Annotated in this window: 25 protein-coding genes; 18 read left to right on the forward strand and 7 right to left on the reverse strand. The window is 43.0% G+C overall.

Going from position 1 to position 26,527, the window contains the following annotated elements; all coding sequences use genetic code 11:
* Positions 1-365 precede the first annotated feature (365 nt).
* The 5 genes from JCM16456_RS17240 (at position 366) to alsE (ending at position 4,817) form a co-directional block, all read left to right on the forward strand.
* Positions 366-1,931 (forward strand): BglG family transcription antiterminator, encoded by a 1,566-nt coding sequence (locus tag JCM16456_RS17240; RefSeq protein ID WP_068716823.1) that lies wholly within the window; start codon positions 366-368, stop codon positions 1,929-1,931.
* A gap of 23 nt (positions 1,932-1,954) precedes the next feature.
* On the forward strand, positions 1,955-2,422 hold the full coding sequence (locus tag JCM16456_RS17245; protein WP_068716825.1) for a PTS sugar transporter subunit IIA: 468 nt from the start codon (positions 1,955-1,957) through the stop codon (positions 2,420-2,422).
* A 72-nt stretch (positions 2,423-2,494) separates the two neighbouring features.
* A complete protein-coding gene (locus tag JCM16456_RS17250; protein ID WP_068719009.1) occupies positions 2,495-2,806 on the forward strand; it encodes a PTS fructose transporter subunit IIB in 312 nt (103 codons plus the stop codon).
* 43 nt (positions 2,807-2,849) lie between these two features.
* A complete protein-coding gene (locus JCM16456_RS17255) occupies positions 2,850-3,956 on the forward strand; it encodes a PTS fructose transporter subunit IIC (RefSeq protein WP_068716827.1) in 1,107 nt (368 codons plus the stop codon).
* A 168-nt stretch (positions 3,957-4,124) separates the two neighbouring features.
* Positions 4,125-4,817, forward strand: a complete 693-nt coding sequence (alsE, locus tag JCM16456_RS17260) for a D-allulose 6-phosphate 3-epimerase (RefSeq protein ID WP_068716829.1) — start codon at positions 4,125-4,127, stop codon at positions 4,815-4,817.
* 98 nt (positions 4,818-4,915) lie between these two features.
* Here the strand turns inward: alsE and JCM16456_RS17265 are convergent, their stop codons facing one another.
* The 3 genes from JCM16456_RS17265 to JCM16456_RS17275 are packed head-to-tail and all read right to left on the reverse strand — an operon-like array spanning position 4,916 to position 7,937.
* On the reverse strand, positions 4,916-5,671 hold the full coding sequence (locus tag JCM16456_RS17265; protein ID WP_068716831.1) for a DeoR/GlpR family DNA-binding transcription regulator: 756 nt from the start codon (positions 5,669-5,671) through the stop codon (positions 4,916-4,918).
* The gene (gene pdxA / locus JCM16456_RS17270; RefSeq protein WP_068716833.1) at positions 5,668-6,654 is read right to left on the reverse strand and encodes a 4-hydroxythreonine-4-phosphate dehydrogenase PdxA; all 987 of its coding nucleotides are present in this window, start codon (positions 6,652-6,654) and stop codon (positions 5,668-5,670) included. The genes JCM16456_RS17265 and pdxA overlap by 4 nt, the downstream gene beginning before the upstream one ends.
* Positions 6,651-7,937, reverse strand: coding sequence for a four-carbon acid sugar kinase family protein (locus JCM16456_RS17275; RefSeq protein WP_068716834.1), 1,287 nt, complete (start codon positions 7,935-7,937; stop codon positions 6,651-6,653). Before JCM16456_RS17275 ends, pdxA begins: the two co-directional genes overlap by 4 nt.
* Before the next feature lie 209 nt (positions 7,938-8,146).
* On the opposite strand from JCM16456_RS17275, the gene JCM16456_RS17280 reads away from it, so the two are divergent.
* The 8 genes from JCM16456_RS17280 (at position 8,147) to JCM16456_RS17315 (ending at position 16,430) form a co-directional block, all read left to right on the forward strand.
* A complete protein-coding gene (locus JCM16456_RS17280; RefSeq protein WP_068716837.1) occupies positions 8,147-9,283 on the forward strand; it encodes an iron-containing alcohol dehydrogenase in 1,137 nt (378 codons plus the stop codon).
* A 9-nt stretch (positions 9,284-9,292) separates the two neighbouring features.
* Positions 9,293-10,168, forward strand: a complete 876-nt coding sequence (locus JCM16456_RS17285; RefSeq protein ID WP_068716839.1) for a dihydrodipicolinate synthase family protein — start codon at positions 9,293-9,295, stop codon at positions 10,166-10,168.
* 37 nt (positions 10,169-10,205) lie between these two features.
* Positions 10,206-11,204 carry a TAXI family TRAP transporter solute-binding subunit gene (locus JCM16456_RS17290; RefSeq protein WP_068716841.1) on the forward strand — a complete coding sequence of 333 codons (999 nt, stop codon included), beginning with the start codon at positions 10,206-10,208 and terminating at the stop codon, positions 11,202-11,204.
* A 107-nt stretch (positions 11,205-11,311) separates the two neighbouring features.
* Positions 11,312-13,192, forward strand: coding sequence for a TRAP transporter permease (locus JCM16456_RS17295; RefSeq protein WP_068716843.1), 1,881 nt, complete (start codon positions 11,312-11,314; stop codon positions 13,190-13,192).
* A gap of 77 nt (positions 13,193-13,269) precedes the next feature.
* Complete coding sequence (locus JCM16456_RS17300; RefSeq protein ID WP_068716845.1) at positions 13,270-14,421, forward strand: sialidase family protein; 1,152 nt, start codon at positions 13,270-13,272, stop codon at positions 14,419-14,421.
* Positions 14,422-14,481: 60 nt separating this feature from the next.
* The gene (locus JCM16456_RS17305) at positions 14,482-14,952 is read left to right on the forward strand and encodes a YhcH/YjgK/YiaL family protein (RefSeq protein WP_068716847.1); all 471 of its coding nucleotides are present in this window, start codon (positions 14,482-14,484) and stop codon (positions 14,950-14,952) included.
* 2 nt (positions 14,953-14,954) lie between these two features.
* Positions 14,955-15,632, forward strand: coding sequence for an SDR family NAD(P)-dependent oxidoreductase (locus JCM16456_RS17310; RefSeq protein WP_068716850.1), 678 nt, complete (start codon positions 14,955-14,957; stop codon positions 15,630-15,632).
* 138 nt (positions 15,633-15,770) lie between these two features.
* Positions 15,771-16,430 (forward strand): SGNH/GDSL hydrolase family protein, encoded by a 660-nt coding sequence (locus tag JCM16456_RS17315; RefSeq protein ID WP_068716852.1) that lies wholly within the window; start codon positions 15,771-15,773, stop codon positions 16,428-16,430.
* A 163-nt stretch (positions 16,431-16,593) separates the two neighbouring features.
* On the opposite strand, the gene JCM16456_RS17320 is transcribed toward JCM16456_RS17315, so the two are convergent.
* Positions 16,594-17,997, reverse strand: a complete 1,404-nt coding sequence (locus tag JCM16456_RS17320; RefSeq protein ID WP_068719011.1) for an aminotransferase-like domain-containing protein — start codon at positions 17,995-17,997, stop codon at positions 16,594-16,596.
* Positions 17,998-18,098: 101 nt separating this feature from the next.
* On the opposite strand from JCM16456_RS17320, the gene JCM16456_RS17325 reads away from it, so the two are divergent.
* Positions 18,099-18,995: an EamA family transporter gene (locus JCM16456_RS17325; protein ID WP_068716854.1), complete on the forward strand. Its 897-nt coding sequence runs from the start codon at positions 18,099-18,101 to the stop codon at positions 18,993-18,995.
* On the opposite strand, the gene JCM16456_RS23820 is transcribed toward JCM16456_RS17325, so the two are convergent.
* Positions 18,934-19,479, reverse strand: coding sequence for a hypothetical protein (locus JCM16456_RS23820; RefSeq protein ID WP_156430587.1), 546 nt, complete (start codon positions 19,477-19,479; stop codon positions 18,934-18,936). The two genes, JCM16456_RS17325 and JCM16456_RS23820, sit on opposite strands and share 62 nt — an antisense overlap.
* A 24-nt stretch (positions 19,480-19,503) precedes the next feature.
* On the opposite strand from JCM16456_RS23820, the gene JCM16456_RS17330 reads away from it, so the two are divergent.
* Positions 19,504-19,782, forward strand: a complete 279-nt coding sequence (locus tag JCM16456_RS17330) for a hypothetical protein (protein ID WP_068716856.1) — start codon at positions 19,504-19,506, stop codon at positions 19,780-19,782.
* Positions 19,783-19,796: 14 nt separating this feature from the next.
* Here JCM16456_RS17330 and JCM16456_RS17335 read toward each other — a convergent pair whose 3' ends face one another.
* A complete protein-coding gene (locus JCM16456_RS17335) occupies positions 19,797-20,198 on the reverse strand; it encodes an NUDIX hydrolase (RefSeq protein ID WP_068716858.1) in 402 nt (133 codons plus the stop codon).
* Between the two features lie 349 nt (positions 20,199-20,547).
* On the opposite strand from JCM16456_RS17335, the gene JCM16456_RS17340 reads away from it, so the two are divergent.
* Complete coding sequence (locus JCM16456_RS17340) at positions 20,548-22,230, forward strand: rhamnogalacturonan lyase B N-terminal domain-containing protein (protein WP_082712434.1); 1,683 nt, start codon at positions 20,548-20,550, stop codon at positions 22,228-22,230.
* Positions 22,231-22,336: 106 nt separating this feature from the next.
* Here JCM16456_RS17340 and JCM16456_RS17345 read toward each other — a convergent pair whose 3' ends face one another.
* Positions 22,337-22,915 carry a hypothetical protein gene (locus JCM16456_RS17345; protein WP_068716860.1) on the reverse strand — a complete coding sequence of 193 codons (579 nt, stop codon included), beginning with the start codon at positions 22,913-22,915 and terminating at the stop codon, positions 22,337-22,339.
* Between the two features lie 366 nt (positions 22,916-23,281).
* On the opposite strand from JCM16456_RS17345, the gene JCM16456_RS24370 reads away from it, so the two are divergent.
* Positions 23,282-24,580: a methyl-accepting chemotaxis protein gene (locus JCM16456_RS24370; protein ID WP_068716862.1), complete on the forward strand. Its 1,299-nt coding sequence runs from the start codon at positions 23,282-23,284 to the stop codon at positions 24,578-24,580.
* Positions 24,581-25,139: 559 nt separating this feature from the next.
* On the forward strand, positions 25,140-26,516 hold the full coding sequence (locus JCM16456_RS17355) for an MFS transporter (RefSeq protein WP_068716864.1): 1,377 nt from the start codon (positions 25,140-25,142) through the stop codon (positions 26,514-26,516).
* Positions 26,517-26,527 lie beyond the last annotated feature (11 nt).

Here is a 26,527-nt window from a genome sequence, read left to right on the forward strand (position 1 = left end):
TTGTTGAAGCTCTGAATTTTGCCTCTTGAGCTTATTTGGGTATATCTATAAAATAAAGTGTGATTTTTATCACGTAATTTTTATTTATTCACTTTATGTACTAATTATTTTTAGTTGTCGCGAACAACTTAGCAGTTTAAGAATTTCTTTTTCCATATAATAGAAAGTTTGTGCAGTTCTTAAAAATTGAATTAATGTCTCAGTGTTTGTTAGTTGTCCATAGTTAAGGACATAAAATAGTATTGTGACCTCATCAAATCCTCCCTATATTCATCATCATAGAATGTGCAATTAAATGGCCTATTAAATAGAAATATTAAGTGGCTAATCATATTTATTAATTTAATCTAAAAATAAAGATAACAATGAAAATGATTACCTCAAGACAGCATAAATTATTGCGTATATTATTACAGCAGCGTGAATATTCAACATTATTCTGTTTGGCTGAGCGGCTTGGTGTATCGAAGAAAACGATACAACGTGATTTAAATATAATTAATGAATATTTATCGGAGTCAAATATTCATGTCGACACTAAAGCTGGGGCGGGTGTATTACTAGTGGCGGGAAGCACTACCGACCTTTTGCAATTAGAACAACAGATCAACGGTGAAACAGACGAAGCGGATGGCGTAATGGGCCATACTCGACGGATAAAAATTGCATCTTGGCTACTCAGTGAAACGCCCAAAGAAACGTCGATCAACAAGCTTTCTGAACGTTATTTTATCAGTAATGCCTCTATTGTTAATGACTTAAGAATTATTGAGGATTGGATCACGCCGCTTGGATTACAGTTGATACGTAGCCAAAGTGGTACGCGCATCAAGGGCAATGAAAACAATGTCCGGCAAGCGATGGCGGCCTTAATTAATGGTCTGATGAACCATCAAGACCCTGGCACGGTCAACCATTCACGCTTAGATCAGGGTAGCTATAAAGGTTTGGTACAATATTTTGGTGTCGATGATGTGGCTTTCGTGCAAGTGTTATTGCAGGAGATGGAACAGGAATTATCCTACCCATTAGGCGAACCATACTACATTAATATATTTACTCATATTTTGATCATGATGCACCGTCGTACTCGGGGCAACTTATTGAGTAATCCAGACCACGTAGCTGCACAATCGCCTGAAGATTCAGCATTTATAGTTGCGAATAAAATGGTGGAGAAAATAGAACAGCATATTCATTTGTCGTTACCAGAAGATGAAGTATGGTTCATCTACCAATATATTATTTCCTCAGGTGTGCTGGTGGTAGAAAATCAAAGCCACAGTTTGCTCCATACGGAATTATTAAGTGATCAGGCAAGAGATATTACATTGCTGTTAGTAACTCGATTTTCGCAATTAATTAATATTGACCTTGTTAGTGATACCCAGTTATATGAAGGTTTGGTCGTACATATTAGGCCGCTTATAAATCGCCTCCACTATAAAATTGTGATTCGCAATCCGCTATTGGATGATATTAAAAATGAAATAGCCGATGTTTATCAATTAACACGAATTGCAGTGGAGAATATTTTTATTACCAATGCTCAACAGTCTGTTTCAGACGATGAGGTTGGTTATCTTGCTGTGCATTTTCAGGCAGCGATAGAACGGCAAATTACACATAAGCGCGTGTTGCTGGTGTGTTCTACCGGAGTTGGCACATCTCACTTACTGAAAAGTCGGATTTTACGTGCGTTTCCTGACTGGGAAATTGTAGCGGCTGTGCCATCTGATAGTTTGCCAAGTGTGAGCCAGCAACTGGCTCCAGACCTGGTGATTTCGACGGTTCATGTTCCTGAAATCGAAACGCCAGTGGTGTATGTCACGGCATTTCTTAATGATGCCGATCTCCAAAGGGTTACCGATAAACTGATAACAGAAAAGCTGCACCAAGCGTGCGATGCCTATGCTGTTACTCGATCTTAATTTTATGTAAGCGAAGGTTGTTTATGGACATCACGAAAATTCTCACAGTGAAACATGTAAAACTGAATATGGTTGCGACGACCAAAGCGGAAGCGATTGAAGAGCTAACCGATTTACTTTGGAAAGAGGGGGCGATTAGCAGTCGTGAAGATTTTATTAGCGACGTATGGAAGCGCGAAGAGCAAGGTTCCACCGGCTTTGAAAATCACATTGCTATTCCTCATGGTAAATCTTCAGCGGTGAATCATACCGCGCTTGTGATTGGACGCACTGACAACGACATTCCCTGGGAGAGCCTCGATGGCAGCGATATTCGTTGCATCATTTTGTTCGCCGTTCGTCTTGAAGATCAAAATACCACTCATATTCGCCTATTAACTCAAGTGGCCAGTGCTCTTGCGGATGAAGAGATTGTAGACCAGTTACTCAAAGAAAAAGATCCACAAAATATCGTTAATCTCTTTAGCCAATATGCTGAAGCAGAATGCTAATACCAACCTTTCATTATTTCTGTTTGCCAATATCGGCTGCAGAGATAATGGACCTAACTTTCGAGAATGATTATGAATATTGTAGGTGTTTCAGCGTGCACAGTCGGAATTGCACACACATATATCGCACAAAAGAAAATCGTCGATGCGGCTAAAAAAGCGGGGGACAATGTAAAAATTGAAACTCAAGGCACGATTGGTATCGAAAACACATTGACCGATGAAGACATTAGAAATGCAGACATTGTTATCTTAGCTTGTGACGTCAATATCTCCGGAGAACAACGCTTCGAAGGTAAGAAAGTCGTTAAAGTTCCCACCCAAACAGCGATTAAGTCTCCCAATAAACTGATTGAGAAATTGCACGAGCTGATTAATCAATAACCGATTAATAACCAAATAAGCAATAACAAATAGGGGTTTATTCATGACTATTAAAGAAATATGGAAAGCAGCAAATCCGAAAGGGCATTTGCTGACCGCTATCTCGTTTTTGATTCCAATTGTTTGTGGTGCAGGTTTTATTATTGCTATCGGTATGGCAATGGGTGGTACGGCGCAAGATTCCTTAGTGTCTGGGCAGTTTGACTTATGGCAGTCACTCGCCACTATGGGGGCAAAAGCACTCGGACTATTACCCGTCGTCATAGCCTGTGGGATCGCTGGTTCAATTGCAGGTAAGCCCGGTATTGCACCTGGATTTGTGGTGGGACTTGCGGCTAACGCTATCAGCGCTGGCTTTATCGGTGGCATGATCGGCGGTTATCTAGCAGGGTATATCGCACTTGGCATCATCAAAAATGTTAAAGTGCCCGACTGGGCGAAAGGTTTAATGCCAACCTTGATTGTGCCATTTTTTGCCTCACTCGCCAGCGGTCTTATCATGATTTACATCATTGGTACGCCAATTGGTATTTTCACCGATGGTTTGACCTCTTTCTTAAGAAGCATGGGGACATCTTCTAATTTAATTGTGGGTGCAGTGATCGGCGCGCTGTGTATTGTCGATTTTGGTGGCCCAATTAATAAAACGTGTTTTGCTTTTGTATTAACACTACAAGCGCAAGGTATTAATGAACCAATTACCGCATTACAATTAGTCAATACGGCAACCCCAATTGGTTTTGGTTTAGCGTATTGGATCAGTAGCTTAATGCGCAAAAATATTTATAACCATGAAGAAATTGAAACTTTAAAATCAGCAGTGCCAATGGGCGTAGTAAATATTGTTGAAGGTTCAATTCCGATTGTTATGAATGACATTATTCGCGGTATTGTAGCCGCTGCGATTGGTGGTGCTTGTGGCGGTGCAGTTACCATGGTGTATGGCGCGGATGCAACTGTCCCATTTGGCGGTGTGCTGATGATTCCTACCATGTCAAACCCAATGGCGGGTGTGATGGCATTAGTGGTTAACATCTTGGTTACCGGTATTGTCTATGCGATTATCAAAAAAGAAGTTCCTCGTGATGTGGTCATTAATAATGACGACCAAGAGGAAGAGATCGATCTAGACGATATTAAAATTAGTTAAGCGACTAATCAAATATTCAAAACTATTTTCTCATCAATAGGCATTACTATTAAATTATCGCCAGATAATGAAGTTGATGGGAACCGTCATATCACAAGTATATTAGTTGAAAGAGTGAAATAGCCTTTCAACTAATATCTATTTATCTTTGATAATGGATTTTAAAATATGAGTGAACATATTCATATATCTCCATCGCTAATGACGATGGATCTGGACCAATTTAAAGAGCAAATCACTTTCCTTAATGATCATGTCGATTCATTTCACATCGATATTATGGATGGGCATTTTGTACCGAATCTAAGTTTGTCACCTTGGTTTATTGAACAAACGCGTAAGCTCACTAATAAAGAGATGTCTGCGCATCTTATGGTCACCGACCCAACATTTTGGGTACAACAACTGATTGATATCAAATGTGAAGTTATCTGCATGCCTGCTGAAAACATTAACGGCATCGCGTTTCGTCTTATCGACCAAATCCATGCCGCTGGCTTAAAGGCAGGTGTGGTTCTTAACCCAGAAACCCCCGTGCGCGATATTCTGCCTTATATCGATATGCTCGATAAAATCACTATTATGACAGTGGATCCTGGCTTTGCTGGGCAGCGCTTCTTAGTGCGGATGTTAGATAAAATCACGGAACTTCGCGCACTACGTGAGGAGCATGGCTATCACTATCTGATTGAAATGGATGGTTCAACCAACAAAGCACACTGGAAAGTGATTCATGATTCTAAACCTGACATTTACGTGATTGGCCGCAGCGGATTGTTCAACTTGGCTAACAATATTCATAGCTCATGGGAAATGATGGTCACTGAATTTGAATCGGCAACCGGGCAGAAATTCGCATAGCTTTTGGTCGTGTTTAGCTGATGTTTAAATAACGAAGAGGCTTGGTGCCTCTTCGTTGTGTAAATTAATCGGGTTGTGTGCGGCTAACTTTACGAAGTCTACACTGCCTGCAAATCGATATTTTTTGCACGGATAAGTTCTTGGATCTCTTTATCCAAATGTGAATCGGTGATGATGCTAGTGGTTTCGCTTAAATCACACGCTTTGTAAAGAGAATAGGCACCGTATTTTGAACTGTCGGCGATGAGTATTTTTCTGTTCGCGTTTTGTATGATGTCTCGTTTAAGAAATGCTTTTTCTTCTGTTGGGGTGGTTATGCCTTTTTCAAGACTCCAACTGTTACAGGTCAAAAACGCGATATCGGGGTTGATGGAACGTAATAATTGGCGTCCGTGCTCTCCGATCGTTGATTGGCTGCTGTAGTCTACCGTACCACCAGTGACAATCACTTCAATTTGTTTAAATTCAGATAAAAATAGAGCAATGTGCAGATCAACGGTGATGACTTGAAGTGGTAGGTCGATAAGATTTTTTACCAGAGCCATTGATGTCGTTCCTGCATCAAGAACGATGGAATCTCCAGCCTTGACCATCGTCGCTGCACATTCTGCAATACGCTGTTTTTCGCGCATTGCACGCAGCATTTTCTCATTGGTTGTTGGTTGATTTGCGACGAAGCGGTTAAGCGATACACCACCATGAGTTCGAGTAATGACACCTTGTTCATCCAGTTTGATTAAATCTCGTCTGATCGTGGCAGGCGAGGCTGCCACAATTTTGACTAGATCATCAACGGTCACCAAATTATGGTGTTTTAAGTACTCAACTATCTGCTCAACTCGCTGATTCTTCATATTTTGCTCAATTTAACGGCTAACTCTACCGATTTAACCATGCTTTCGGGATTGGCTTTACCCGTCCAAGCGATGTCAAATGCGGTCCCATGGTCTGCTGAGGTGCGGAAAAATGGCAAACCCGCTGTGATGTTAACACCATCGTAAAAGCCCATCAATTTCAGAGGGATGTGTCCTTGGTCATGGTACATTGCAACCACAATATCGTATTGACCTTGAGAGGCTTGTAAGAAGACCGTGTCTGGGGGGCAAGGACCATAGACATCTACACCCTGTTCACGCATTTCAGAAATGCTTGGATTGAGAATTTCAAGTTCTTCATGACCAAACAATCCATTTTCACCTGCGTGGGGATTAACACCAGCGACTGCAATTCTAGGATTGGCAAATCCGGCTTTTCTCATGAACTTATCAGCAATGTCAATGACAGTATTAACGCGAGTTTTATTCAATGTTTGTAGAAACTTCAATAGCGCTATATGGGTTGTTACATGAATAACACGAAGAGTGTCAGTGTAGAGCACCATAGCGTAATCTTTTGTATCCGTTAACTTTGCCAGCAATTCGGTATGACCCGGATAATGATGCCCTGCTAAATGAAGTGCTTCTTTATTCAGTGGGGCAGTAGCGATGGCATTGATTTCGCCCTTCAAAGCCAATTCGGTAGCTTGTTTGATACAACGATAGGCAAGATCGCCAGCCTGAGCTTGTACTTTACCAATTTCAAAGTGCTCCATATCCTCAAGAGGAACGTCAATGACATTCACGATCCCCGGAGCAAATATAGCGTCGCTGATAGATGTAATGATTTTCAACTCTTGTGGAGAAGCGAGCTTTTTGTCGATAATCGATTTCAGTATTTCAACGCTACCAAAAACAACACAATTCGTACCCGAAAGTGAATCGGTATTAAGCGCTTTTAGGATGATTTCTGGACCAATACCCGCAGGATCGCCCATTGTGATACCAATGACACCTTTCATTGTCTGACCTCTTTATGTAATTGTTGAATAACTTGAGAAAACGTCGTCGGATCGCCAAATCCGCCAGCTTTAGTAAATGTTGGAAACGGTGTGTATTGGCTTTCAAGTTGCCCCCATGGTACACAACCTGCCACAATGCCCTTGATTTGATATTGTGTTGCGTTTAACCGTTTAGCTGTCGCCATGGCAACATCTCCGCCACATAGAATCAGCCCACCAATATGTTCATGAGCAGCTCTCACAATTTGGTAAGTCAGCTCAGCTAAACATTCACGGACATGTTCAGCTAATTGCATTTGAGTTAAACCATATTGAGTCGCTAAGTTTTTTAACTCATATCTAAGCTCTGGATTTTTGCAGCTTCGCACTACACAGTTGGCTCCTGACTTTAATCGGCTTATCGCATCAGCAGTTTGCTTGTTGATGTAAAGCCCGCTGTTATCAGAGAGAATATTATCTATTTCTAGATCAATAACTTCCGCAATTTTCTCGTCGACTAAATATTGTGATTGAGTCAAGGTCATTTCACTCATTGACCCAATCATGGCGAGTACAGGCTGTTTACTCTTTTTCAATGGCAGGTCAGCTGTTGCTTGTTGTTCGACGATAGCGTGCGTTAGTTCTCCAGTCGTCACGAAAACGGTAGGTATTTTTAGTTGGGTTGCTGCCTGGTAAAGCTGGTAAAGGTCATCATGAGTTTCGGTATCACATACGATAATTTCGCTACCAGTTTCATAAAAATGATCAAAACTTTGTCGTTGCAGCACATTATTTACTTCGTGAGAAAGATATTCCACGGTGACTCGCGTAGTTTGAGACTGAATAATCTCAGCAATGCGTGATGAGTGAATGGGGGACTTCGGGTCTGATGCAAACTCTGTCTCAGCAAGTGGTATGTCATTGACATAGCATAACCCGTTAACAGTTTTTCTACCGGCCGAAGGGGCGGCTATCGCAACAATAGCTAGGGAATAACCCGAAGAGAGTAAGGCGTCAATCTCACTACCGATGTTTCCTCTTAGTGTTGAATCGACTTTCTTAATCAGTAGAGGTTGTTGTTGTGCTAAATGGTAGTTTTGCGCGACCTTCTGTAGCGCTGATTTTGCATCTTGTTTATCTAGATCTCGTGAGTCAGTACAAATAACGCCGGTATCGATGACGCTGCTTTGCTTGTTTTGTGATGAGAGTAATACATGTGTTGCAATACCTGCTGAAGCGAGGGCAACGCCAACATCATTTGCGCCAGTAAAGTCATCAGCGAGGATATACCGGGGTCTACTCATTCCTTCCTTCATTTGATTTCTGAACTCCAAGATTTATCGATTGGTTTCATTGTAATCAAAAAATCATATTAATAAAGACATTTTTGATTAAATTTAATCATTATGATTATTTGTGAGCTAAATCTCGCAAAGTGAATCCATTTTTATTTATAAATATGACTAATTTGTAAACGATGTGATTGAAAATAATCAAACGGCCGAGGGAAGGTATGAACATATTTACAACAGTAATAAGTGGTGGGCTTGAGCAGTCATTGCAGATCTTATCGAAGGATGCTCATCTGCTGGTGATGACCGACGGCAATGTAATCAATTTGGATAAAGTTCAATCGCTAATATCCTCACTGGATAATCACGGTTATCACTACACTCTCATTAGCGATCTTCCTGCAGAACCAAATAATCATGATGTTGAACGTCTAATTGACGTTTTGCCTACTGATGTTGACGTTGTACTTGGTATTGGTGGCGGCAGTGTACTGGATATTTCTAAATTGATTTCTGTTCTTTACAGCGGTTCGTCTCCTTCTGTGGACTTTTTTAATCAATTATTGGCTGGTACAAAGCCAACGGCAAGAATTCCTCTAGTACTTATTCCTACCACGGCTGGAACTGGTGCAGAAGCAACGCCTAATTCGATTATCGCTTTACCCGAGAAGTCAACGAAAGTCGGCATTATTTCCCCACTCATGCTGCCTGATTATGTGGTTTTAGCTCCAGAACTGACGACATCAATGCCATCGCATATTACTGCGTCAACGGGCATTGATGCGCTTTGTCATCTGATTGAATGTTATACAGCAAGCGTTTCAAATCCAGTTGGCGACAATTACGCCATGATTGGGATGCAAAAGTTCTTTGCCAATATAGAGAAAGTGATTGAATCACCGAGTGATCTCACTGTTCGCCTTAATTTGTTGTGGGCGTCTTATTATGGTGGTGCTGCCATATCTCATTCAGGGACACATCTTGTCCATGCTCTTTCCTATCCTTTGGGGGGCAAATATAAGATTCCTCATGGATTAGCCAATTCCTTATTACTTGTTCCTGTGATGAAGCACATTTATCCGCACTGCGAAGAAAAGCTTGCCAACGTTTATCGCTTACTTCCACAAGCAGATATGTCTCTGTCTGACTCCGACATGGCATCTAAGTTAGTCGTTTATCTAGAGCACTTGGTCAAAATGCTCGGCTTGCCAACGACGCTAAATGAAATAGGTATTGAACGAGAACAACTCACCGAACTCGCAGCGGCAGCGATGCAAGTGACTCGTTTACTCAATCACTCACCGGTAAAAGTCACAGAACAAGAAGTTCTGAAACTTTATCAAAGTATCACCAATTAAGGATCTATTATGACTAGCCTGATTACTGGTCCACATGTTGCCATTGTTACACCTTTTAATGAACAAGGCGCCCTAGACGAAAAGGCACTGAGAGCGCAAGTTCGTCGGCAACTCACAAATGGCAATAAGATTTTTTGTAACGGAACGAACGGCGAATTCTTCGTATTAAGTGACGCAGAGAAACGTCGTGTGGCTGAAATTTGTCTTAACGAAGCCAATGATAATGATTTGGTGGTGACGCACATTGGTGAAACGTCACTTGCTCAGACTATTGCTCACGGTAAAGATGTTGCTGCGATGGGAATCAAAGCGGTCTCGGTTATTACTCCATGGTTTTCTGCTTTACGTCCCCATGAGTTGGTTCATTATTATCAACAAGTTGCGGATGCTGTACCCGTGCCGATTTACCTCTATAACATTCCCGCTCGTACTGGTAATACCATTACCCCTGATGTTGCTGCTGAACTGGCTAAACATCCCAATATTTATGGGATAAAGGACAGCGCTGGTTCGTTAGAAAGCCTGCAAGGTTTTCTTGCGGTAAGCCAAAATGCGGAAAACTTCGATGTGCTAACCGGACCTGACTCATTAATTTTGACTGGTTATCAACTCGGCTGTGTTGGTTGCATTTCTGGAATAGCCAATATTGTACCTGAACTAGTCAATCAAGTTTATCGTGGCTTCTTACAAGACAACATGGCCTTGGCTAACGAAGCCCAAAATAGGATTAATTATTTACGTTCAACACTTTATCCGATGGCTTTCGCTCCTGCTGTTGTGAAGAAAATGGTGAACTTATTGGGAGAAAACGTGGGTGAGAGTCGCTATCCCGTATATTTCTCGAAAGAAGAAAGAGAGAGAATGCTAGAGATTTTTAACGGATAAATAAAATTAGAAAATATAAAAATAAGGATACCCTACAATGTTTAATAAGCACATTCGATATGCTCTTAAGACAGCAGCATTATGTTCCATAGTTATAGCTGGAGTTGCACAAGCAACTGACACGGCGAGTATTATATCTCAACCACCAGGTAATGGCTGGTATACCTACGGTACAACCTTTTCTCAATTAATACCGAAAGCAACCCACGATGAATATAAAATTAAACTGATTCCTCGTGGAGGCGGTATGACTAACCCTGTTGTGGTGAATAATGGTAAAGCCGATTTTGGTTTCGCGACATCTAATGCTGCTGTTTGGGCACGTGATGGTCTAACTGATATCTATAAAGGTCGAACAAATAAAGACTTACGTATGGTTCTTGATGACGTGCAGCAAGCCTACACCATAACGGTTGCTCGTAAAGGTTGGGTTGAGCAAACCGGTAATGATACTTGGGAAAAAATCATCCATGCAGACAAAGTGATTATTGCGATGAAGCCAACTGGCTCTCAAGTGCCAATTATTGCTAACTATATTTTTGAATCTCTAGGTACCGATTTTGAGACACTCAAAAAAGAAGGGAAAATAGTCCAAATGGGGAGCGGTCAGGCTAGCCAAATGATGCGTGATAATGCAATCGATGTGTATATTGATAATGTTCCGGCAATGCATCCCAATCTCACTGAAATGACCCTGACGAGTGATGTTACTTATATTCCTTATTCTAAGAAAACACTAGAAGCCTTAGCAAAAGTTGGTCTGCCAACGGGTACTATGCCAGCAGGTACTTACAATGAACAAACTAAGGATTATGTCAATCCAGTTAGTGCTACGGTATTCCTAACTAACTCAAAAGTCAGTGACGATATTGTTTATAACGTCACCAAATCTCTAGTCGAAAATCAATCTGAAATCAAAAAGGTGCATTCACCATTAAAATTTTGGCATCCAGAAACCATTGGCTCACACCAAGAACTGGTTAAATTACATCCGGGAGCTCTAAAGTATTATCGCGAGCAAGGTTGGATTAAATAAGCGGATGTTTTGCTAGAGCTAGAGAGTGGTGTATCGATGCTTTGATACACCGTTCTTATCAAAGATCTTTAGGTCGTTCCTGTTGGTTCGATAAGTAGGATATCGTTATGAAATATCGTCATTTTATGAATGCCATAACCGCTGTTATTAGTATGGCCTATTTGGTGTTTCTATTACGCCAGTTCTTTTCCCCTGTGTCTCCACTGACTGCTGCAAGTATTCATGTGTACATGGCAACAACGCTAGTTTTGTGTTTTAAACCTTTGGAATTTAAAAATTCTTCTTTTCTATATTTATCAAGAATAGTAAATCTTATTTTTATTGGTTTAACACTGTCGGTTGTATTCCACTATTATACTGCTATTCCACGTTTGGAAACTCGTCTAGAAATGATCGATGACATTCTATTTTCCGATAAATACGCATTTTGTGTTGGCTTATTAATGCTGTTTGAAGCGGTTAGACGCTCAGTCGGTTTTTCATTGCTATCGGTTGTTATTGTATTTGTTCTCTATGGTTTTTTCGGTCCTCACTTCCCAGGGTGGACTGCATTCGATGGTTTTAGTCTCGATACCATGACAGAGCTAATCAGTATGCAAGCCGATGGCCTATTTGGTATTACGGCAAGTACAGCAATTAACTTTGTGTTTTTCTTTGTTATGTTCGGTTGTGTCTTTACCATGACTGGTGGCGGCAGTGTCTTTATTGACTTAGCGATGAAAGCGACAGCTTCCTTGACTGGCGGTGCAGCGAAAATGTCTCTTTTAGGATCGGCATTGTTTGGTATGGTCAGTGGTTCTGCGGTGGCGAATACCACATCTACAGGTGTGTTGACTATTCCAATTATGAAACGCTCAGGTTACACCAAAGAACAAGCTGCAGCGACAGAAGCCATTGCATCTACCGGTGGTCAGCTAATGCCTCCTATCATGGGCATAGCAGCCTTCGTTATGTCTGATATGTTGGGTATTCCATATGCCGACATTGCGGCTGCAGGGATCATTCCCGCGACGGCTTTTTACTTTGCTTTATTCGTTATTATTGATTTGAGAGCTCGTAAAACAGGGATTGGTAATATTGCCAAAGAAGATCTGCAATTTGAGCCAATTATGCCTCGTGTTCATTTACTCATTTCTCCAGTATTTCTTGTTATCGCACTAATTTCAGGCTATTCAGCGCCTTATGCAGCATTTGTTGGGACGGTATTTGCCCTTTTAGCACCACTATTACGTAAAAACACACGTTACACCTATAAAGTTGTCTACCCGATGATCATGGATATTGCGAAGCAGATGTCTTGGGTATCAGTACCATTAGCTTCAGTCGGTATTATTATGGTTCTTGCGACTCAATCTAACTTGGCCTTCAAGTTCGTCGAAATTTTGAGTTCAGTGGGGCAAGATAATCTGTATTTATCTCTTATTATGGTGATCTTGGGTTGCGTTATTATGGGGATGGGGCTGCCAACGGTAGCGGCTTATATTATTGGTTCAATTATCTTTGCTCCAGCACTTATTTCTATGGGGGTAGATACGCTCGCGGCCAATATGTTCATTATGTATTACTGCGTATTGTCAATGGTGACACCACCCGTCGCTTTGTGTGCTTATGCAGCTTCAGCGATAGGACATGCCGATTCATCTAAAACGGGCTTCATCGCTTTCTCGTATGCGTTGGTTATTTTCCTCGTTCCATTTAGCTTTATTACTGACCCTGTTGTTTTATGGAAAGGCAGTTGGTACCTAATTCTTATCGCTTTTCTGGGCATGTTAATGGCCACCTTCTGTTGGGCAGTATTTTTACAAGGATGGTTGAAAAAGAACCTCAATATTGTTGAAAGAATATTGTTTTTAGTGGCAAGTCTCGGAATTGTTCTGGATAACTCAGCGACAACGCTTTGGTTTTTCTTCATAGGACTATCGGCAGTGCTAATTGTGTGGTGTTGGAAGTCAACTCCTAGAACAGTGCCTAATGCAACGCTAGTGTAATCGTTCATTTTAATTAGCCCTCTGATCGAGGGCTAATCACCCAATTTAATGAAATACCCAAACATGGAGTAGATTCAATGAATCAAGAAGTTGTCACAGTCATTCGAGATGGAAAATTAACGAGTAACGATGATCGATTTTCCACAGCAATGTTGCCTTCTAATTATCCCCAAAATCATGCCTCAAATTTATTAGTCTTACCGAACGGTGACATCCTATGTACTTGGTTTGCGGGTACTCAAGAAGGGGTTTCTGATATTTCCATTTTGTGTTCTCGTCTGCGTAAAGGCAGTGATGTGTGGGAACTTGCGGTTAAACTATCAAATGATCCAGAGCGGTCGGAACAGAACCCTGTTTTATTTTTGGACCCAGATAATATTCTGTGGTTGCTTTGGACTGCACAACTTGCAGGCAATCAAGATACGGCAATTGTTCGCTGTCGAAAGTCTCAGGATTTTGGTGAAACTTGGTTAGATATTAATGTGCTGATCGATAAACCGGGCACCTTTATTCGTCAACCTATCGTGGTTCTAGAAAATGGTAATTGGTTGCTACCCATATTTAATTGCACGGTAAAACCAGGTGAAAAATGGGTCGGTAACTATGACACAAGTAGCGTTAAAATTTCTGAAGATAAAGGAAAAACGTGGCGTGATGTGAATGTTCCGAATAGCCTCGGTTGCGTGCATATGTCGATTGCACCGTTAAAAAATGGCTCTTTAATTGCGGTTTATCGCAGTCGTTGGGCAGACCATATTTATCAAAGCTATTCACATGATCATGGTGAAACATGGAGTGAACCTAAAGCAACCGAATTACCGAATAACAATTCATCGATTCAAATCACTGCACTTAATAACGGCGATTTAGCCATGGTATTCAATAACATGAGCGCGGCAGGTGCAATCTCACGTCGCAGTTCTTTGTATGATGAGATTGAGGATGACAGTGGAGCCAAAGAGCCGGAAATTATTGATGGCAAGAGTGCATTTTGGGGCGCTCCACGAGCACCAATGTCGTTGGCGATTTCAAAAAATAATGGGGAAACATGGTCGGTTATTGGCAACCTTGATGAAGGAGATGGCTTTTGTATGACCAATAACTCCCAAGAGAAGCTTAATCGAGAGTTTTCTTACCCAACCATTACTCAATCTCCGGATGGAGTAGTACACATCGCTTATACCTATTTCCGTCAAGCGATTAAATATGTGCGTATAAATCATTTGTAATCGAAATGTAGGTAACCCTATCCCTTCATTGGGTTACCTAATATTTAGGAGAGTATTGTCATGATATCTGGCAGTTTATTTTCGTTATCCACTGCAGGACTACTTGATCCATTTAAACAGATTCTATCGTACTCACAGTGTTCCTTTGCCGCATTATCTGAAGCAGATGACCAAAAAATGCAACTCTCAGATGCATCGTGGTTTTGCAATATTGGACCAACGGCAACCCAAGAACCTGAACTTCGTCATACAGAATTTCATAAACTTTATGCGGATATTCATGTGGTATTGGAAGGTGAAGAACGCATTAATTTTGGAGTGATCAATTGCATGGATGAGGTGTTTACTGAGAAAAAGCCGGATTTGTTGATTTTGCAGACGCCAAAACTTACACAATCTATGACGCTCAGGGTGGGAGACTTCGCTATATTTTTCCCCGGAGAACCTCATCAGGCTCTGTGTATGGTCTCTGAACCAAAACCCATTCGTAAAGCGGTTTTCAAGGTGCCGTTATCGATGATTGAGGAGTAATTATGAGTCGTATTGCGTTAGTGACAGGAGTGAGCTCTGGGATCGGTCAAGCTATCGCGGAGACACTGCTAAAAAATGACTGGCATGTTATAGGATTAAGCCGCACACAAGTGAGCCATGAACATCCTAATTTTGTTAGCTATTCTGTTGACCTCATGGATACTCAGAAATTGCTAAATTGTCTAGAACAATTGCCTAAGATTGATGCTGTTATCCATGCGGCAGGAAAAATGGTCGCAGCACCTTTAGGGAGCCTCAACCTTGAGGAAAGTCAGGCGATATGGCAACTGCATGTTGGGGTTGCTGAAATTTTGGCGAACTATTTTGCTGATAAGCTCAGTGAAGGAGGGCGTATCGTTATTATCGGAAGTCGAACATCAAAAGGTGTGGCTGGTCGTTCGCAATATGTTTCGACTAAATCTGCGTTATTTGGGATGGTACGTAGCTGGGCCGCAGAGCTTGCTCCAAAAGGCATTACCGCCAATATTATCGCTCCAGGAGCAACAGAAACGCCAATGCTAATGAATCCAAATAGAAAAGCGTCACCTCCTAAATTGCCCCCTATCGGTCGTTTCATTTCCCCTTATGAAGTTGCTCAATATGTCAATTTCATTGTATCTCCTCATGCTGGAGCTATTACTGGGCAAGAGCTAGTCATCTGTGGGGGCGCTTCGCTTTAGTATTGATTACCTGGTTCTTCTCAGAGTTAGCCACAAACGTTCTAACCCAACCGATACTTAGGCAAAGTGTGACTATCGCATTCGTGAATCGGTGGTTATAGTGGTTTATCGATGTGTTGAGAACAGGGCAGTAACTGGATGAGCAATATAAAGAACGTTTTATGTTTTGGTGACTCGTTAACATGGGGATGGATTCCGCAGCCGCACAGTGTGCCTTCGCAGCGTTATGCGCCTGATGTACGTTGGACAGGCGTGATGGCGAAGGTGCTGGGGGATGAGTTTCATGTGATAGAAGAAGGGCTGAATGCTCGTACTGTCAATGTTGATGACCCGCTTGATCCGCGTCTTAATGGTTCCGCTTATTTTCCGACAGCACTTGCCAGCCATTTGCCCTTGGATTTAGTCATCATCATGCTAGGGTCAAACAATACCAAAGCGGCGTTTAATCAGAGCGCACAAGAGATTGCTGAAGGAATGTCGTTGTTGGTTACTCAGGCGTACCGCTGTGCAGGTGGGGTGGGGGCTGCGTATTCGGCGCCGAAAATCTTGGTGGTGTCGCCACCGCCCTTAGGTGAGATGCCCGACCCATGGTTTCAAGTGATGTACGAAGGTGGTCATGAGAAAACCCTAGAGCTTCCTAAGTATTACCAGATGATGGCGAACTTTTTAAAAGTGAATTTCTTTGATGCGGGCTCAGTTATCAAAACCGATGGCTGCGATGGTTTGCATTTAACGCCTGAAAGTAATGGTATGCTTGGGCGAGCCTTGGCAGAGCATGTGCTAAAGATACTTAGTTAACAAAGCTACTCAGTTAATGAAGCCACGTAGTTAATTAAAGCTATTCGGTTAATGATGCGTTGAGCGTTAACCAAGAATAGATCATCTAAAGACTAAAAGGCAGAGCCGAGATAACCCGATTCTGCATTTGTGTTTTTGCAACAGCTTATCTTTAAGCTGTAACTTAGATATTAGACTCGTCCTGATGAGACGCGTTGGATCGACATCGGTCGATTAAGGTGAGTAACTGTTCGAGCAGTTGCGCTGTTTGGTGGTTGAGTGCATATCCCATATTGATGCGCAGACAGTCGTTATAGCGCTCAGATTCTGTGAAGATATCGCCGGTGCGAATATCCAAATTGGCATCGGCGGCCACTTTTTTAAGAAGAGCCGCTTGCAGATGAGGAACTTGAATCCACAGTACCAATCCGCCATCGGGTTGGGTGATGCGGCTACCTTGAGGTAAGCGCTGCGCAAGATAATACGTGTAGTCGCGACGATTATCTGCTAACTGATATTGCGCCCGTTTAAGGTGTTTGGCATAACCGCCATTGCGAATAAAGTCAGCAATCGCGGTTTGAATCAGCACTGGCACACCCTGATAGTGGCGCTGAAATTCCGCCAAATAACGACCGGGGCGACACCAACCCAAGCGATAACTGGGCGACAGCGTTTTGGAAATAGAGCTACACCAAATCACATAACCACTCACATCGTAGTAAGCGGTCGGCAAATGCAGAGTATCGGAGTGGTTGAGTTCAAAATAGACATCGTCTTCAATGATAGGCACCTGATACTCTCCGGCCAAATTGGTTAGACGCTGCTTTTGCGCAGGTGAGAGCGTGATGCCTTGCGGATTCATGTGCGTGGTGCAAAAGAGCCCCGCTTGAATCTGTGTCTGCTGCAGTAACGCTTCTAAGGTCTCTAAATCAATACCATCTTCGCGCGAAGGAATTTCAATCACATTCAATTCAAGTTGCGAAAGTAGGTCGAGCAGGCCATTAAAGCAGGGTGAACTCACCGCGACTGTGTCGCCTTTTTGGGTACACACCGTGAGTGCGGTTTTCACGCTGTCCATGCAGCCATGGGTAATTACCAATTCTTGACTGTTGAGCGCAAATCCCTGATCTCCGAAATGATCCGCCAGAGCTTGGCGCAGCATTGGTTCTCCCTGTTTATCGGGGTAGCGAGAAAACTGCCGCTGGCTACTGCTGATGGCTTTGCGCAGGCTTTTTTCGACCCCTTTTTGTGTTTGCACATCAAGGTCTAAACATGCCATACCCAGCGGCCCCTGAGCGACGACTTTAGGCTTCAGTGTCCGTATAGGTGTGGTGCGCTCGGTATCAAAGCGTGGCCAAGTAGGCGAAGGCAGAGATAGGGTATGAGCGTTAATGAAAAATCCCGCTTGCGGTCTAGCGCTGATCCAACCTTGCTTTTCCAGTTCTTCATAACAGCTAACCGCCGTAGACACACTAATACTGTGCTGCTGGGCAAATTGGCGTAGCGATAGCATTCGGTCGCCATCTTTGAGTCGCTGCGCTTGAATATCTTGGGCAACTTTATCGGCTAACTGTTTGTATTTCAGCATAATGAGAAAATTGTACTGGTTAAATTTTAAAAAATTGTATCTGTACTGTTTTCTCGACGCAAGGGATACTGCTGACATAATAAATTCACAAGGAATATCCAATGCAGGGACGAGATCTATTACTCATCATCACCGTGATGGTGATTTGGGGCATCAATTTTACCGCGATAAAAATGGGCGCTAGCGAGTTTGATCCCTTTGTCATTACCGCTATCCGCTTTTTTCTCGCGTCCTTTCCTTTGGTGTTCTTTATCAAACGTCCTCCCGTATCAGTGCGCTATTTTATTGCCTATGGCACGGTATTTGGTACTGGCGTATGGGGAATGGGCGCTTGTGCTATCGCGTTTGGACTCTCGGCTGGGATGGAAGCAATATTGATTCAGTTGGATGTGTTAACCAGCGTGTTAGTTGGCGCGTTGGTCTATAAAGAGACCATTACCAAACGTATGGGGGCAGGGATGATGATCGCCATGTTGGGGCTAACGGTTTCGATCATCTACACCAACGGCAATATTACTGCTGCAGGGCTGTTCTTTATTGCGATTTGTGCGATTTGCTGGCCGCTGGCAAGCATCCTTATTCGCCAATCGGGCACGACAACGCCCTTTGCGTTTACCGTGTGGGGAATGGCATTTGCTCCCATTCCCTTAATTGGGCTTAGCTTGCTGATGCACGGCACCCAAGGTTTGGTCTCTACTTTTACCCATTGGAATGGCAATGCGTGGTTCTCGGTTCTCTTTCAAGCTTATCCCACCACCATTTTCGGTTACTGGATCTGGAATAAGATGACCTTGAAATACCCGATGTCCATCTTAGCGCCTACTACTTTGATGACCACTGTATTCGCTTTGATTAGTGGTTATATTATCTATGGCGAGCAACTTTCATCGGTGCAGTGGGTTTCTTGTGCGCTGTTTCTCCTCGGGATTATCGTGGTTATCTATCCGAAAAAGCGCGCGACAGACCCCTTAACGTTGAAGCCAGAACAAGCGGTTTAATCTCACGAAGGTGACCTTTGATTTTGCTCGCGCCAGCGACCAGTGCTGCTTTTCTCGCACCTTCCCATTCGCCTAAGGCAATGTTTTCCCAATCTTCGCGACTGCGCCGTATTAGCGCGATTGCGTATGCAACATAAAGTAAGGTAATCCACTCATCTAGTGGTGCCGACCAAAAAGGCTGGACCAGCAAAGCAAGCACGACCACGCTTGGGCCAAGCCAATGCAGGCTGAGCACCTTGCGCCAGTTGTTCCTCTTGATAAAAAAGCAGCTCCATGCAGCAGCGGGAATGGTTGCCGCTAAGACGGGCTGTAAAAATCGGAGCCATGACCAATCAAGCGTCCATCTAAGGCCCACTGTGCCGGTAGTCAGCGAGCATAGCAGCAGAAAAGCACACGCCGCTTTTGCCTGCTGTGGGAGTCGAACATACAAGGTCACAGCCAGTAACAGCAGTAACAGAGACACCACAAAAGGAACCGCAATCACCAGCAGTGTGAGCTGCTAATTCCGGTGGCGGTGGGTAGTCGAGATGGCAACTCGATAGGTATCAGTGACACCGAGGGACTTAGCATTGCCGTGACCAGCGACAAGCTCAATCAAGCGTTGCAAAGTGGAGAGCGAGTGCTGAGTTCGAACTGGCAATTTGCCTACGGTGCACAGTCTCACCAAGTTGATGGTGTGGTACTTAATGGCGTGAACAAGAGTGAAACTTTTGTTCTTAATTCACGCCAACGTTGGGTGTCGTGGTTACTCGATGGTTCTGTGCAAGTACGTTGTCTAACTAAGTAGCCGATTTTAATGAGTTACTTGAGCAAAGGGAGCAGTTGATCTCGGGTGAGTGGTGCGATTGTCACGGTAGAAGCAAGCGCAGGGTCAAGCCAAATGACCTCTTCAATTTCTGCTGCGGGAGTCAATTCGCAGTGAGGAAGAGAGACTCGAAAAACCTCAGCAATCAATTCACACCCAGGTTCGTTAATCGCTCTATCGATAAAAGTGCCTACCGGAGTGAGACTTTGCTCGTCTAACGCTATATTAAGCTCTTCTTGTAATTCACGAATCAAAGCCTGAGCGGGCGTTTCTCCTGTTTCAGGCTTTCCTCCGGGTTGCATAAAGTAGGCGGAATTTCTCTTTCTAACTAACAAAGCGTGGTCACGTTGATCGGTGATCAGAGCGGCAGCGATACGAATGGTTTTTGATGGAGACATAGCAAATTAGCGGTATTAACAGGACATTCCCGTAGGATAGCGGTTTTGTTTGAACAAGAAAACCAAGTCGCCCATTTTCAATCTAATAAGCTGTTCTTACTGATTTTACTGCCAAGAATATCAAGACCACCTGTATAGCAAAAGTTGACTTGCCCCATGGGAATGTTGGACGGTGCGTAAACGTTTTCACAAATTTGGGAGTCAAGGTAACACTATGACACCTCAATGTTATGCATTTTGTGGCTTATTGTTCACAATGTCATCGCTTTTACGTAAATCTACCGTGCAGCTTTTTACGTTGTTTGACAAATGGCTTTGGCTGCCGGAGCGCATACAAAGAGAGGGAATTATGAACCTAAAAAGAAGGTTGCGGCCACTGCTTTTATCAGCAGCTGGTGCAATACTTACCTGCGTCGGCTTACCTGCCTATGCCAGTTTTTCATTAACATCTACCACTAATTACTACACTGTCGACACCAACGCCGGCGTCGTGTTTAGCATTCGCCGCACAGATAATGGCGTAAGCACACAATCGGCTGGGGATTTGGCTTCATTGAAAATTAATGGGACTGAATATCAAGATCAAAGCCGAGGTTCTCAGCTCAACTCTGGCTTTGATTGGTTATACAAAGATACCTCTTCTGTGACGGTTAGTGCACAAAAAATCAACAGCAATTACATTAAAATCACTGTAAAAGCAGGCGATCTTACTCACTACTATATGGCGCGTAATGGTTATCCGTATATTTATATGGCTACCTATTTCACTTCAGAGCCGAGCCAGCATGGACATGTTCGATATATCGCCCGCATCAAGCGAGCTCTATTGGATAATGGGCCTGAAGCGTCGGATATCTCTGATACCGTTTCCACCGTTGAATCGAGCGATATTTTTGCGCTGTCAAATGGCGAAACTCGTTCTAAACACTATTCGAATCAACGTGCTATCGATTGGAGTGCCATTGGTGCCACCGGTGACAATGTTGGTATTTGGATTGTCCGTGATAACCAAGAAGGCAGCTCTGGCGGGCCTTTCTACCGCAGTTTGCTGAATCAAGGTGGTTCGACTGACCAAGAAATCACTTACATTGTAAACTACGCAGAAGCGCAAACCGAAGATTACCGTACCGGCATTCTTAACCATTACACGCTGGTGGTTAATGATGGAGAAACTCCACCATCTGATAGTGATATTGATACCTCATGGTTTGCCAATATGGGGCTGACTGGATACGTTGCTGATAGCAATCGCGGTCGTGTTGCTGGGGTCGCTATCAACAATATGAATAGCGATTACACCTATACAGTCGGTTTTGCCAATAGCTCTGCTCAATATTGGGCAAGTGCGGATGCTTCAAGTGGTTATTTCAGTAGCGATAATATGTTACCTGGCACTTACACCATGACCATTTACAAAAATGAGTTAGCGGTTGAGAGCCAAAGCGTGACGGTATCTGCAGGCGATACGACCATTTTGAACACCATTACCATCAATGATGATCCTGGTAACGACAGCGTGATTTGGCGTATCGGCAAATGGGATGGTTCACCACAAGAGTTTCTTAATGGTGACCTATTGACCACGATGCATCCATCGGATCCAAGAATGGCGGAATGGGATACTGGCAACTTTATTGTTGGTACATCGAATACCAAATCTTTCCCAGCCTATATCTGGAAAGACATTAATAACAGTCACATCATTTACTTTAAACTAAGTGATGCGCAGCGCGCGTCTGCACATACCCTACGCATCGGTATCACTATTGCTTATGCGAATGGGCGTCCTAAAGTGTCGGTTAACGATTGGACATCATCCAATCCATCACCGTCGACTCAACCAAGTACGCGTTCGTTAACCGTTGGTACTTATCGTGGTAATAACACGACCTTTGAATACACGATTCCAGCCAGCGCTTGGGCGGATTCAGGGGAATGGAATACGCTAAAAGTCACTGTAATCAGTGGTTCAGGATTGAGTGATTACTTATCTGCAGGTGTTAGTATTGATAGTATTGATTTACTCAAGTAATCAGCACATCAATAAGTAAAATTCAGGGAGCACTAGGCTCCCTGCTAATCTCAGGTATGTTTGGTTAAAAAGGTGAGTTTAAAGGTAACCAACTCATGCCATAAGGTTATTTAAACGCACGAATAACTAAACCAATTTGACGAATCATGCCTCCTATTTTCACCATCATTTTTGCTTTTGGTGAAAGTAGCTGCGGTTGATAGTCATTAATCAATCGGTAAAGGTGGTAAATTGATACCTTACGTGCAATGCGCCAAACTGGACTCCAAGCATGGCGACATAAGGTCACACGCTCGAAGTCAACCAACCCCAAATTTCCATGGTTATCGACCACAATATCTCTGATCGGCAATGAATGACGTGCAACGCCCGCTGCCAACATTTGATACACAATCTTTGAGAGAATAACCACGTTATCCGCAGAGAGACTGCTTGCGGTTTTTCCCGGTAAGCGAGACATTCGAATCGTATGTTGATCGTCATTGGTATCAATCAATGTTGGTACCCCTTCAATATCGAGCATACGTTGTAACGACTCTTTTTCTCTGCCATAACGACGAGGACTACTTTTCTTCGGTTTGAATATTTTTACGACTTCACTGTCACCGATTCTCAGTAGCATTTTATTGGTTTCGTAAACACCATTAATGACGCGTTTTGTAAATTGATTTTCTTTGTTTTTCATTGTCATGGATTTCCATACTCGTAAAAAAAACGTTCCCCAACCAAGGGCGAGTAGATGACCATTCGGTCACTTAGTGAATAGACACCATGATGACTGACTGTTTCACAATTGAGCTTTACTCGATGTTGTACAGTGTTTTATTGTAACGATATGTTACTGCAAAATGTGACCTATATCCAATCAATAGATAGGATTCTTTGTGCTATCAATGCCATAGTTCGCATATGTTAATGATGTAGAACACATTATTGAGTGGTTCCAAGTGAAAATGTTCTGCTATAGTTATTTAACTCGTTAGTGGTAGTTATTGATTGGATGAATATTATCCAGCGACTCAAACGAAGTCGTATTTAGGGAGAAAGGGACGTGTTTTTTAAAAAGCCTGTAGATAATTCAACAGTCAACGATTCGTATCGACAAGCCTTTTGTGCATTAGAGTCAATGCGTAAGTTTGTTGCAATGATCGAGTTTGACCCGAAGGGGAACATTCTTGATGCCAATGAACTGTTTCTTTCTACTGTGGGTTACACGCTTGCTGAGTTAAAAGGGCTGCATCATAAGATCTTTTGTAGCCCCGAGGTGTTTAATAGTCCTGCTTATGCTAAGCACTGGCAAGATTTGGCGAATGGTAAAGAAATCGCTGGTGATTTCTTTCGTGTAAGAAAAGATGGAAGCCCACTGATAATGGAAGCGACCTATTTCCCTGTGATAGATAATGGGAAAGTGGTTCGTGTGATGAAGGTGGGGACTGATGTGACTAAAAAATTCACTTCAGCGATGAGTAAAGCGGATATGTATATCGCATTAAATAAAACTTATGCGGTTATAGAATTCGAACCCGATGGCACCATCATTAATGCCAATGATAATTTCCTGCAAGTGTTACGCTATCAACGAGAACAAGTGATTGGTAAACATCACCGAATATTCTGTTTTGATGACTACATCAAGGAAAACCCTAACTTTTGGCGAGATTTAAGCCAAGGTAAAGCCAACTCGGGTCGTTTTAAACGTCGTACCAGTTATGATGAAGAAGTTTGGATCGAAGCCTCTTATTGTCCAATTGTCGATGATAAAGGTAAGGTTTACAAAGTGGTTAAGTTTGCCGTTGATATTACAAGCCATGTGCAAAAAGGAGTTCAACTTCGCAAAGCGGCTCATGTCGCTCAGGATACATCGGTGGAAACAGCATCCGTTGCCGAAACAGGTAAAGCGGATTTGCGTGAATGTGTCGCCCTATCGGATAAGATGAACGATACCGTGAACTCTGCCATTAACCAGCTTAATCAGTTAGTGACACTCTCTTCTGATGTTTCCAATATCGTGAAAACCATAACCTCAATCGCTGATCAAACCAATTTGCTCGCACTCAATGCGGCGATAGAAGCTGCACGAGCGGGCGAGCATGGGCGCGGTTTTGCTGTTGTTGCTGACGAAGTTCGTCAGTTGGCGACTCGGACCTCTTCTTCAACGAATGAAATCAATGATGTGGTACAAAAAAACATCCATTTAACAAATGAGGTGGTAGAAACCATTAAAAGTACTTCAGTAGTTGCCGAGCAGACGAACGAACGCATTGAGGAAGTGTCGATGATCATGGATAAAATCCATGCTGGCGCGAATGAGGTGTCGGAGGCGATTGAAAATCTGGATTTAAATGATTAGTCGTTCACGTTATACCCAAGTAACTTCAAGATTATAAAAAATAAATGGCGCTACATGGGCGCCATTTATTTTATGAGGTTACTTGGGTATATAACATTCAAATATGGATAATCAGGCAATAAATTAAGAATATCGGACACGATATTTTTCCGTAAAAGTCTAAACTATCTCCTGTCTACTGGAATGAAAAAATACACTGTTTGGAATCGAATAATTCTTCAACATAGTGTTTTTCATCGCACTGACTTCTTAATCCACAATAGGATGGTGTTCTCTCTGTGAGGATTGGAACTCTACTGTGGTTGTGTCTCTGTTTGTTATTCTGTGTTTTAACCACACCTTAAGCAATCAGCCATGGATGTAAGTCTTGGCTTTTTAACCTACCGCTACTGCTTTAGTAGCGGATTTTTTTCTCGTCTTTTTACATTAAAAATCACCGACACCACTCTATCTCGTTCAATCTGAATTAAATTCATGTTGAAGATTAAAAATCCTCAGTTGTTCTCAAGTATTGGATATAAGAATATTTGGCCATCTAGATGGATGAAGGTAATATTTGATGACAACTCGAGTAACAGATCCTCGTGAAATGCTGGAAAATTCAGCAATGACATGGTTACAAAAAATCATTGTGGCTATCACAGTCGCTTTTAGTGCTGTTGATGGTTTTGATGTACTAGCTATCGCGGTTTCTGGTGCTGGGATCATGAATGAATTTGGTCTTAACCGTGCAGATTTAGGCGTAGTACTCTCTATGGAGCTACTGGGCATGGCGCTGGGATCCGTGCTGCTTGGCGGTGTCGCCGATAAAGTAGGGCGTCGGAAAATGTTATTAGGATGCTTAGTGGTAATGGCGCTAGGGATGGCAATGGTGGCACAAGTGACCAGCGTGAGTGCATTATGTGCATGGCGTGTCTTTACTGGCATAGGGATTGGTGGCTTACTTTCTACTAACAATGCTGTTGTTGCAGAGTTTACTAATCAACGTTCACGTGGCCTAAGTATTTCACTTATGGTGATTGGCTATCCGATGGGAGGAATCATTTGTGGTGCTGTGGGTCATGCTATTTTAGATGCCGGCGCTGCAAACTGGCGCGATATGTTTTTTGCTGGCGCAGTGATGTCGGCAGTGATGATTCCTATTACCTACTTTTTCGTCCCAGAATCAGTGCATTGGCTAAGCCGTATCCAGCCTAAGGATGCACTAGAGCGAATCAATGCAGCGCTTATAAAACTAGGTCACCGTAGTGTTCAGACATTACCGTTACCAACGCAACAGGAAAGTCGTACATCCATCTTTGATATCTTTTCGATGGGGGCAAAAGGGTTATTAGTATCAACCCTATTAATGACATTGGCCTATTTGTTCCAGATGATTACCTTCTATTACGTATTGAAATGGACACCGACCATTGTCGTGCAAATGGGGATTGGTGCTGCATCTGCCGCTGGTGTGTTGTTTTGGGTTAACGTCGGTGGCGTGTTGGGTGGCGCTTTGTTTGGTCTGCTTAGTAGCAAAGTCGGCTTAAAGCGTTTGACCGTTGGTGTGCTTGTCTTAACGTGTGGTGCCGTGACTCTCTTTGGTCAATCCCAAGCTGATCTAGCTCAGCTCAGTTTATTAGCGGCGGGCGCTGGATTTTTCGCTAACGCAGGCGTTTCTGGGATCTATACCCTAATTGCATATGTATTCCCAACTCACGTTCGCGCCACTGGTACTGGCTTTGTCATTGGTGTCGGCCGCGCTGGTGCGGTGATTGCTCCTTGGCTTTCCGGACTCTTAATGCAACAGGGATTAGACAAAGGCGACCCACTTTTAGATGTGCTTGCCTATGTGGCACTGCTCATGGGGTTGTGCTCGCTTGTTGCCGCGCTGGCGTTGTTTTTTCTGCGCGATGAAACCGAAACAGTGAAGCAAGTACAAACAGTAGAAAGTTAACTAACAAGGCG

The organism is Vibrio tritonius, assembly GCF_001547935.1.
GTDB classification, from domain to species: domain Bacteria; phylum Pseudomonadota; class Gammaproteobacteria; order Enterobacterales; family Vibrionaceae; genus Vibrio; species Vibrio tritonius.

What these genes read in the sequence shown, in the direction of transcription:
- JCM16456_RS17245 (WP_068716825.1), top strand. Translation starts at nt 1,955, where the DNA reads ATGGACATCACGAAAATTCTCACAGTGAAACATGTAAAACTGAATATG.
- JCM16456_RS17345 (WP_068716860.1), bottom strand. Translation starts at nt 22,915, where the DNA reads ATGAAAAACAAAGAAAATCAATTTACAAAACGCGTCATTAATGGTGTT.
- JCM16456_RS17300 (WP_068716845.1), top strand. Translation starts at nt 13,270, where the DNA reads ATGAATCAAGAAGTTGTCACAGTCATTCGAGATGGAAAATTAACGAGT.
- JCM16456_RS17280 (WP_068716837.1), top strand. Translation starts at nt 8,147, where the DNA reads ATGAACATATTTACAACAGTAATAAGTGGTGGGCTTGAGCAGTCATTG.
- JCM16456_RS17255 (WP_068716827.1), top strand. Translation starts at nt 2,850, where the DNA reads ATGACTATTAAAGAAATATGGAAAGCAGCAAATCCGAAAGGGCATTTG.
- JCM16456_RS17275 (WP_068716834.1), bottom strand. Translation starts at nt 7,937, where the DNA reads ATGAGTAGACCCCGGTATATCCTCGCTGATGACTTTACTGGCGCAAAT.
- JCM16456_RS17240 (WP_068716823.1), top strand. Translation starts at nt 366, where the DNA reads ATGAAAATGATTACCTCAAGACAGCATAAATTATTGCGTATATTATTA.
- JCM16456_RS17325 (WP_068716854.1), top strand. Translation starts at nt 18,099, where the DNA reads ATGCAGGGACGAGATCTATTACTCATCATCACCGTGATGGTGATTTGG.
- JCM16456_RS17340 (WP_082712434.1), top strand. Translation starts at nt 20,548, where the DNA reads ATGAACCTAAAAAGAAGGTTGCGGCCACTGCTTTTATCAGCAGCTGGT.
- JCM16456_RS17250 (WP_068719009.1), top strand. Translation starts at nt 2,495, where the DNA reads ATGAATATTGTAGGTGTTTCAGCGTGCACAGTCGGAATTGCACACACA.
- JCM16456_RS17335 (WP_068716858.1), bottom strand. Translation starts at nt 20,198, where the DNA reads ATGTCTCCATCAAAAACCATTCGTATCGCTGCCGCTCTGATCACCGAT.
- JCM16456_RS17290 (WP_068716841.1), top strand. Translation starts at nt 10,206, where the DNA reads ATGTTTAATAAGCACATTCGATATGCTCTTAAGACAGCAGCATTATGT.
- JCM16456_RS17305 (WP_068716847.1), top strand. Translation starts at nt 14,482, where the DNA reads ATGATATCTGGCAGTTTATTTTCGTTATCCACTGCAGGACTACTTGAT.
- JCM16456_RS17295 (WP_068716843.1), top strand. Translation starts at nt 11,312, where the DNA reads ATGAAATATCGTCATTTTATGAATGCCATAACCGCTGTTATTAGTATG.
- JCM16456_RS17355 (WP_068716864.1), top strand. Translation starts at nt 25,140, where the DNA reads ATGACAACTCGAGTAACAGATCCTCGTGAAATGCTGGAAAATTCAGCA.
- JCM16456_RS17320 (WP_068719011.1), bottom strand. Translation starts at nt 17,997, where the DNA reads ATGCTGAAATACAAACAGTTAGCCGATAAAGTTGCCCAAGATATTCAA.
- JCM16456_RS17265 (WP_068716831.1), bottom strand. Translation starts at nt 5,671, where the DNA reads ATGAAGAATCAGCGAGTTGAGCAGATAGTTGAGTACTTAAAACACCAT.
- JCM16456_RS17315 (WP_068716852.1), top strand. Translation starts at nt 15,771, where the DNA reads ATGAGCAATATAAAGAACGTTTTATGTTTTGGTGACTCGTTAACATGG.
- pdxA (WP_068716833.1), bottom strand. Translation starts at nt 6,654, where the DNA reads ATGAAAGGTGTCATTGGTATCACAATGGGCGATCCTGCGGGTATTGGT.
- JCM16456_RS17285 (WP_068716839.1), top strand. Translation starts at nt 9,293, where the DNA reads ATGACTAGCCTGATTACTGGTCCACATGTTGCCATTGTTACACCTTTT.
- JCM16456_RS17310 (WP_068716850.1), top strand. Translation starts at nt 14,955, where the DNA reads ATGAGTCGTATTGCGTTAGTGACAGGAGTGAGCTCTGGGATCGGTCAA.
- alsE (WP_068716829.1), top strand. Translation starts at nt 4,125, where the DNA reads ATGAGTGAACATATTCATATATCTCCATCGCTAATGACGATGGATCTG.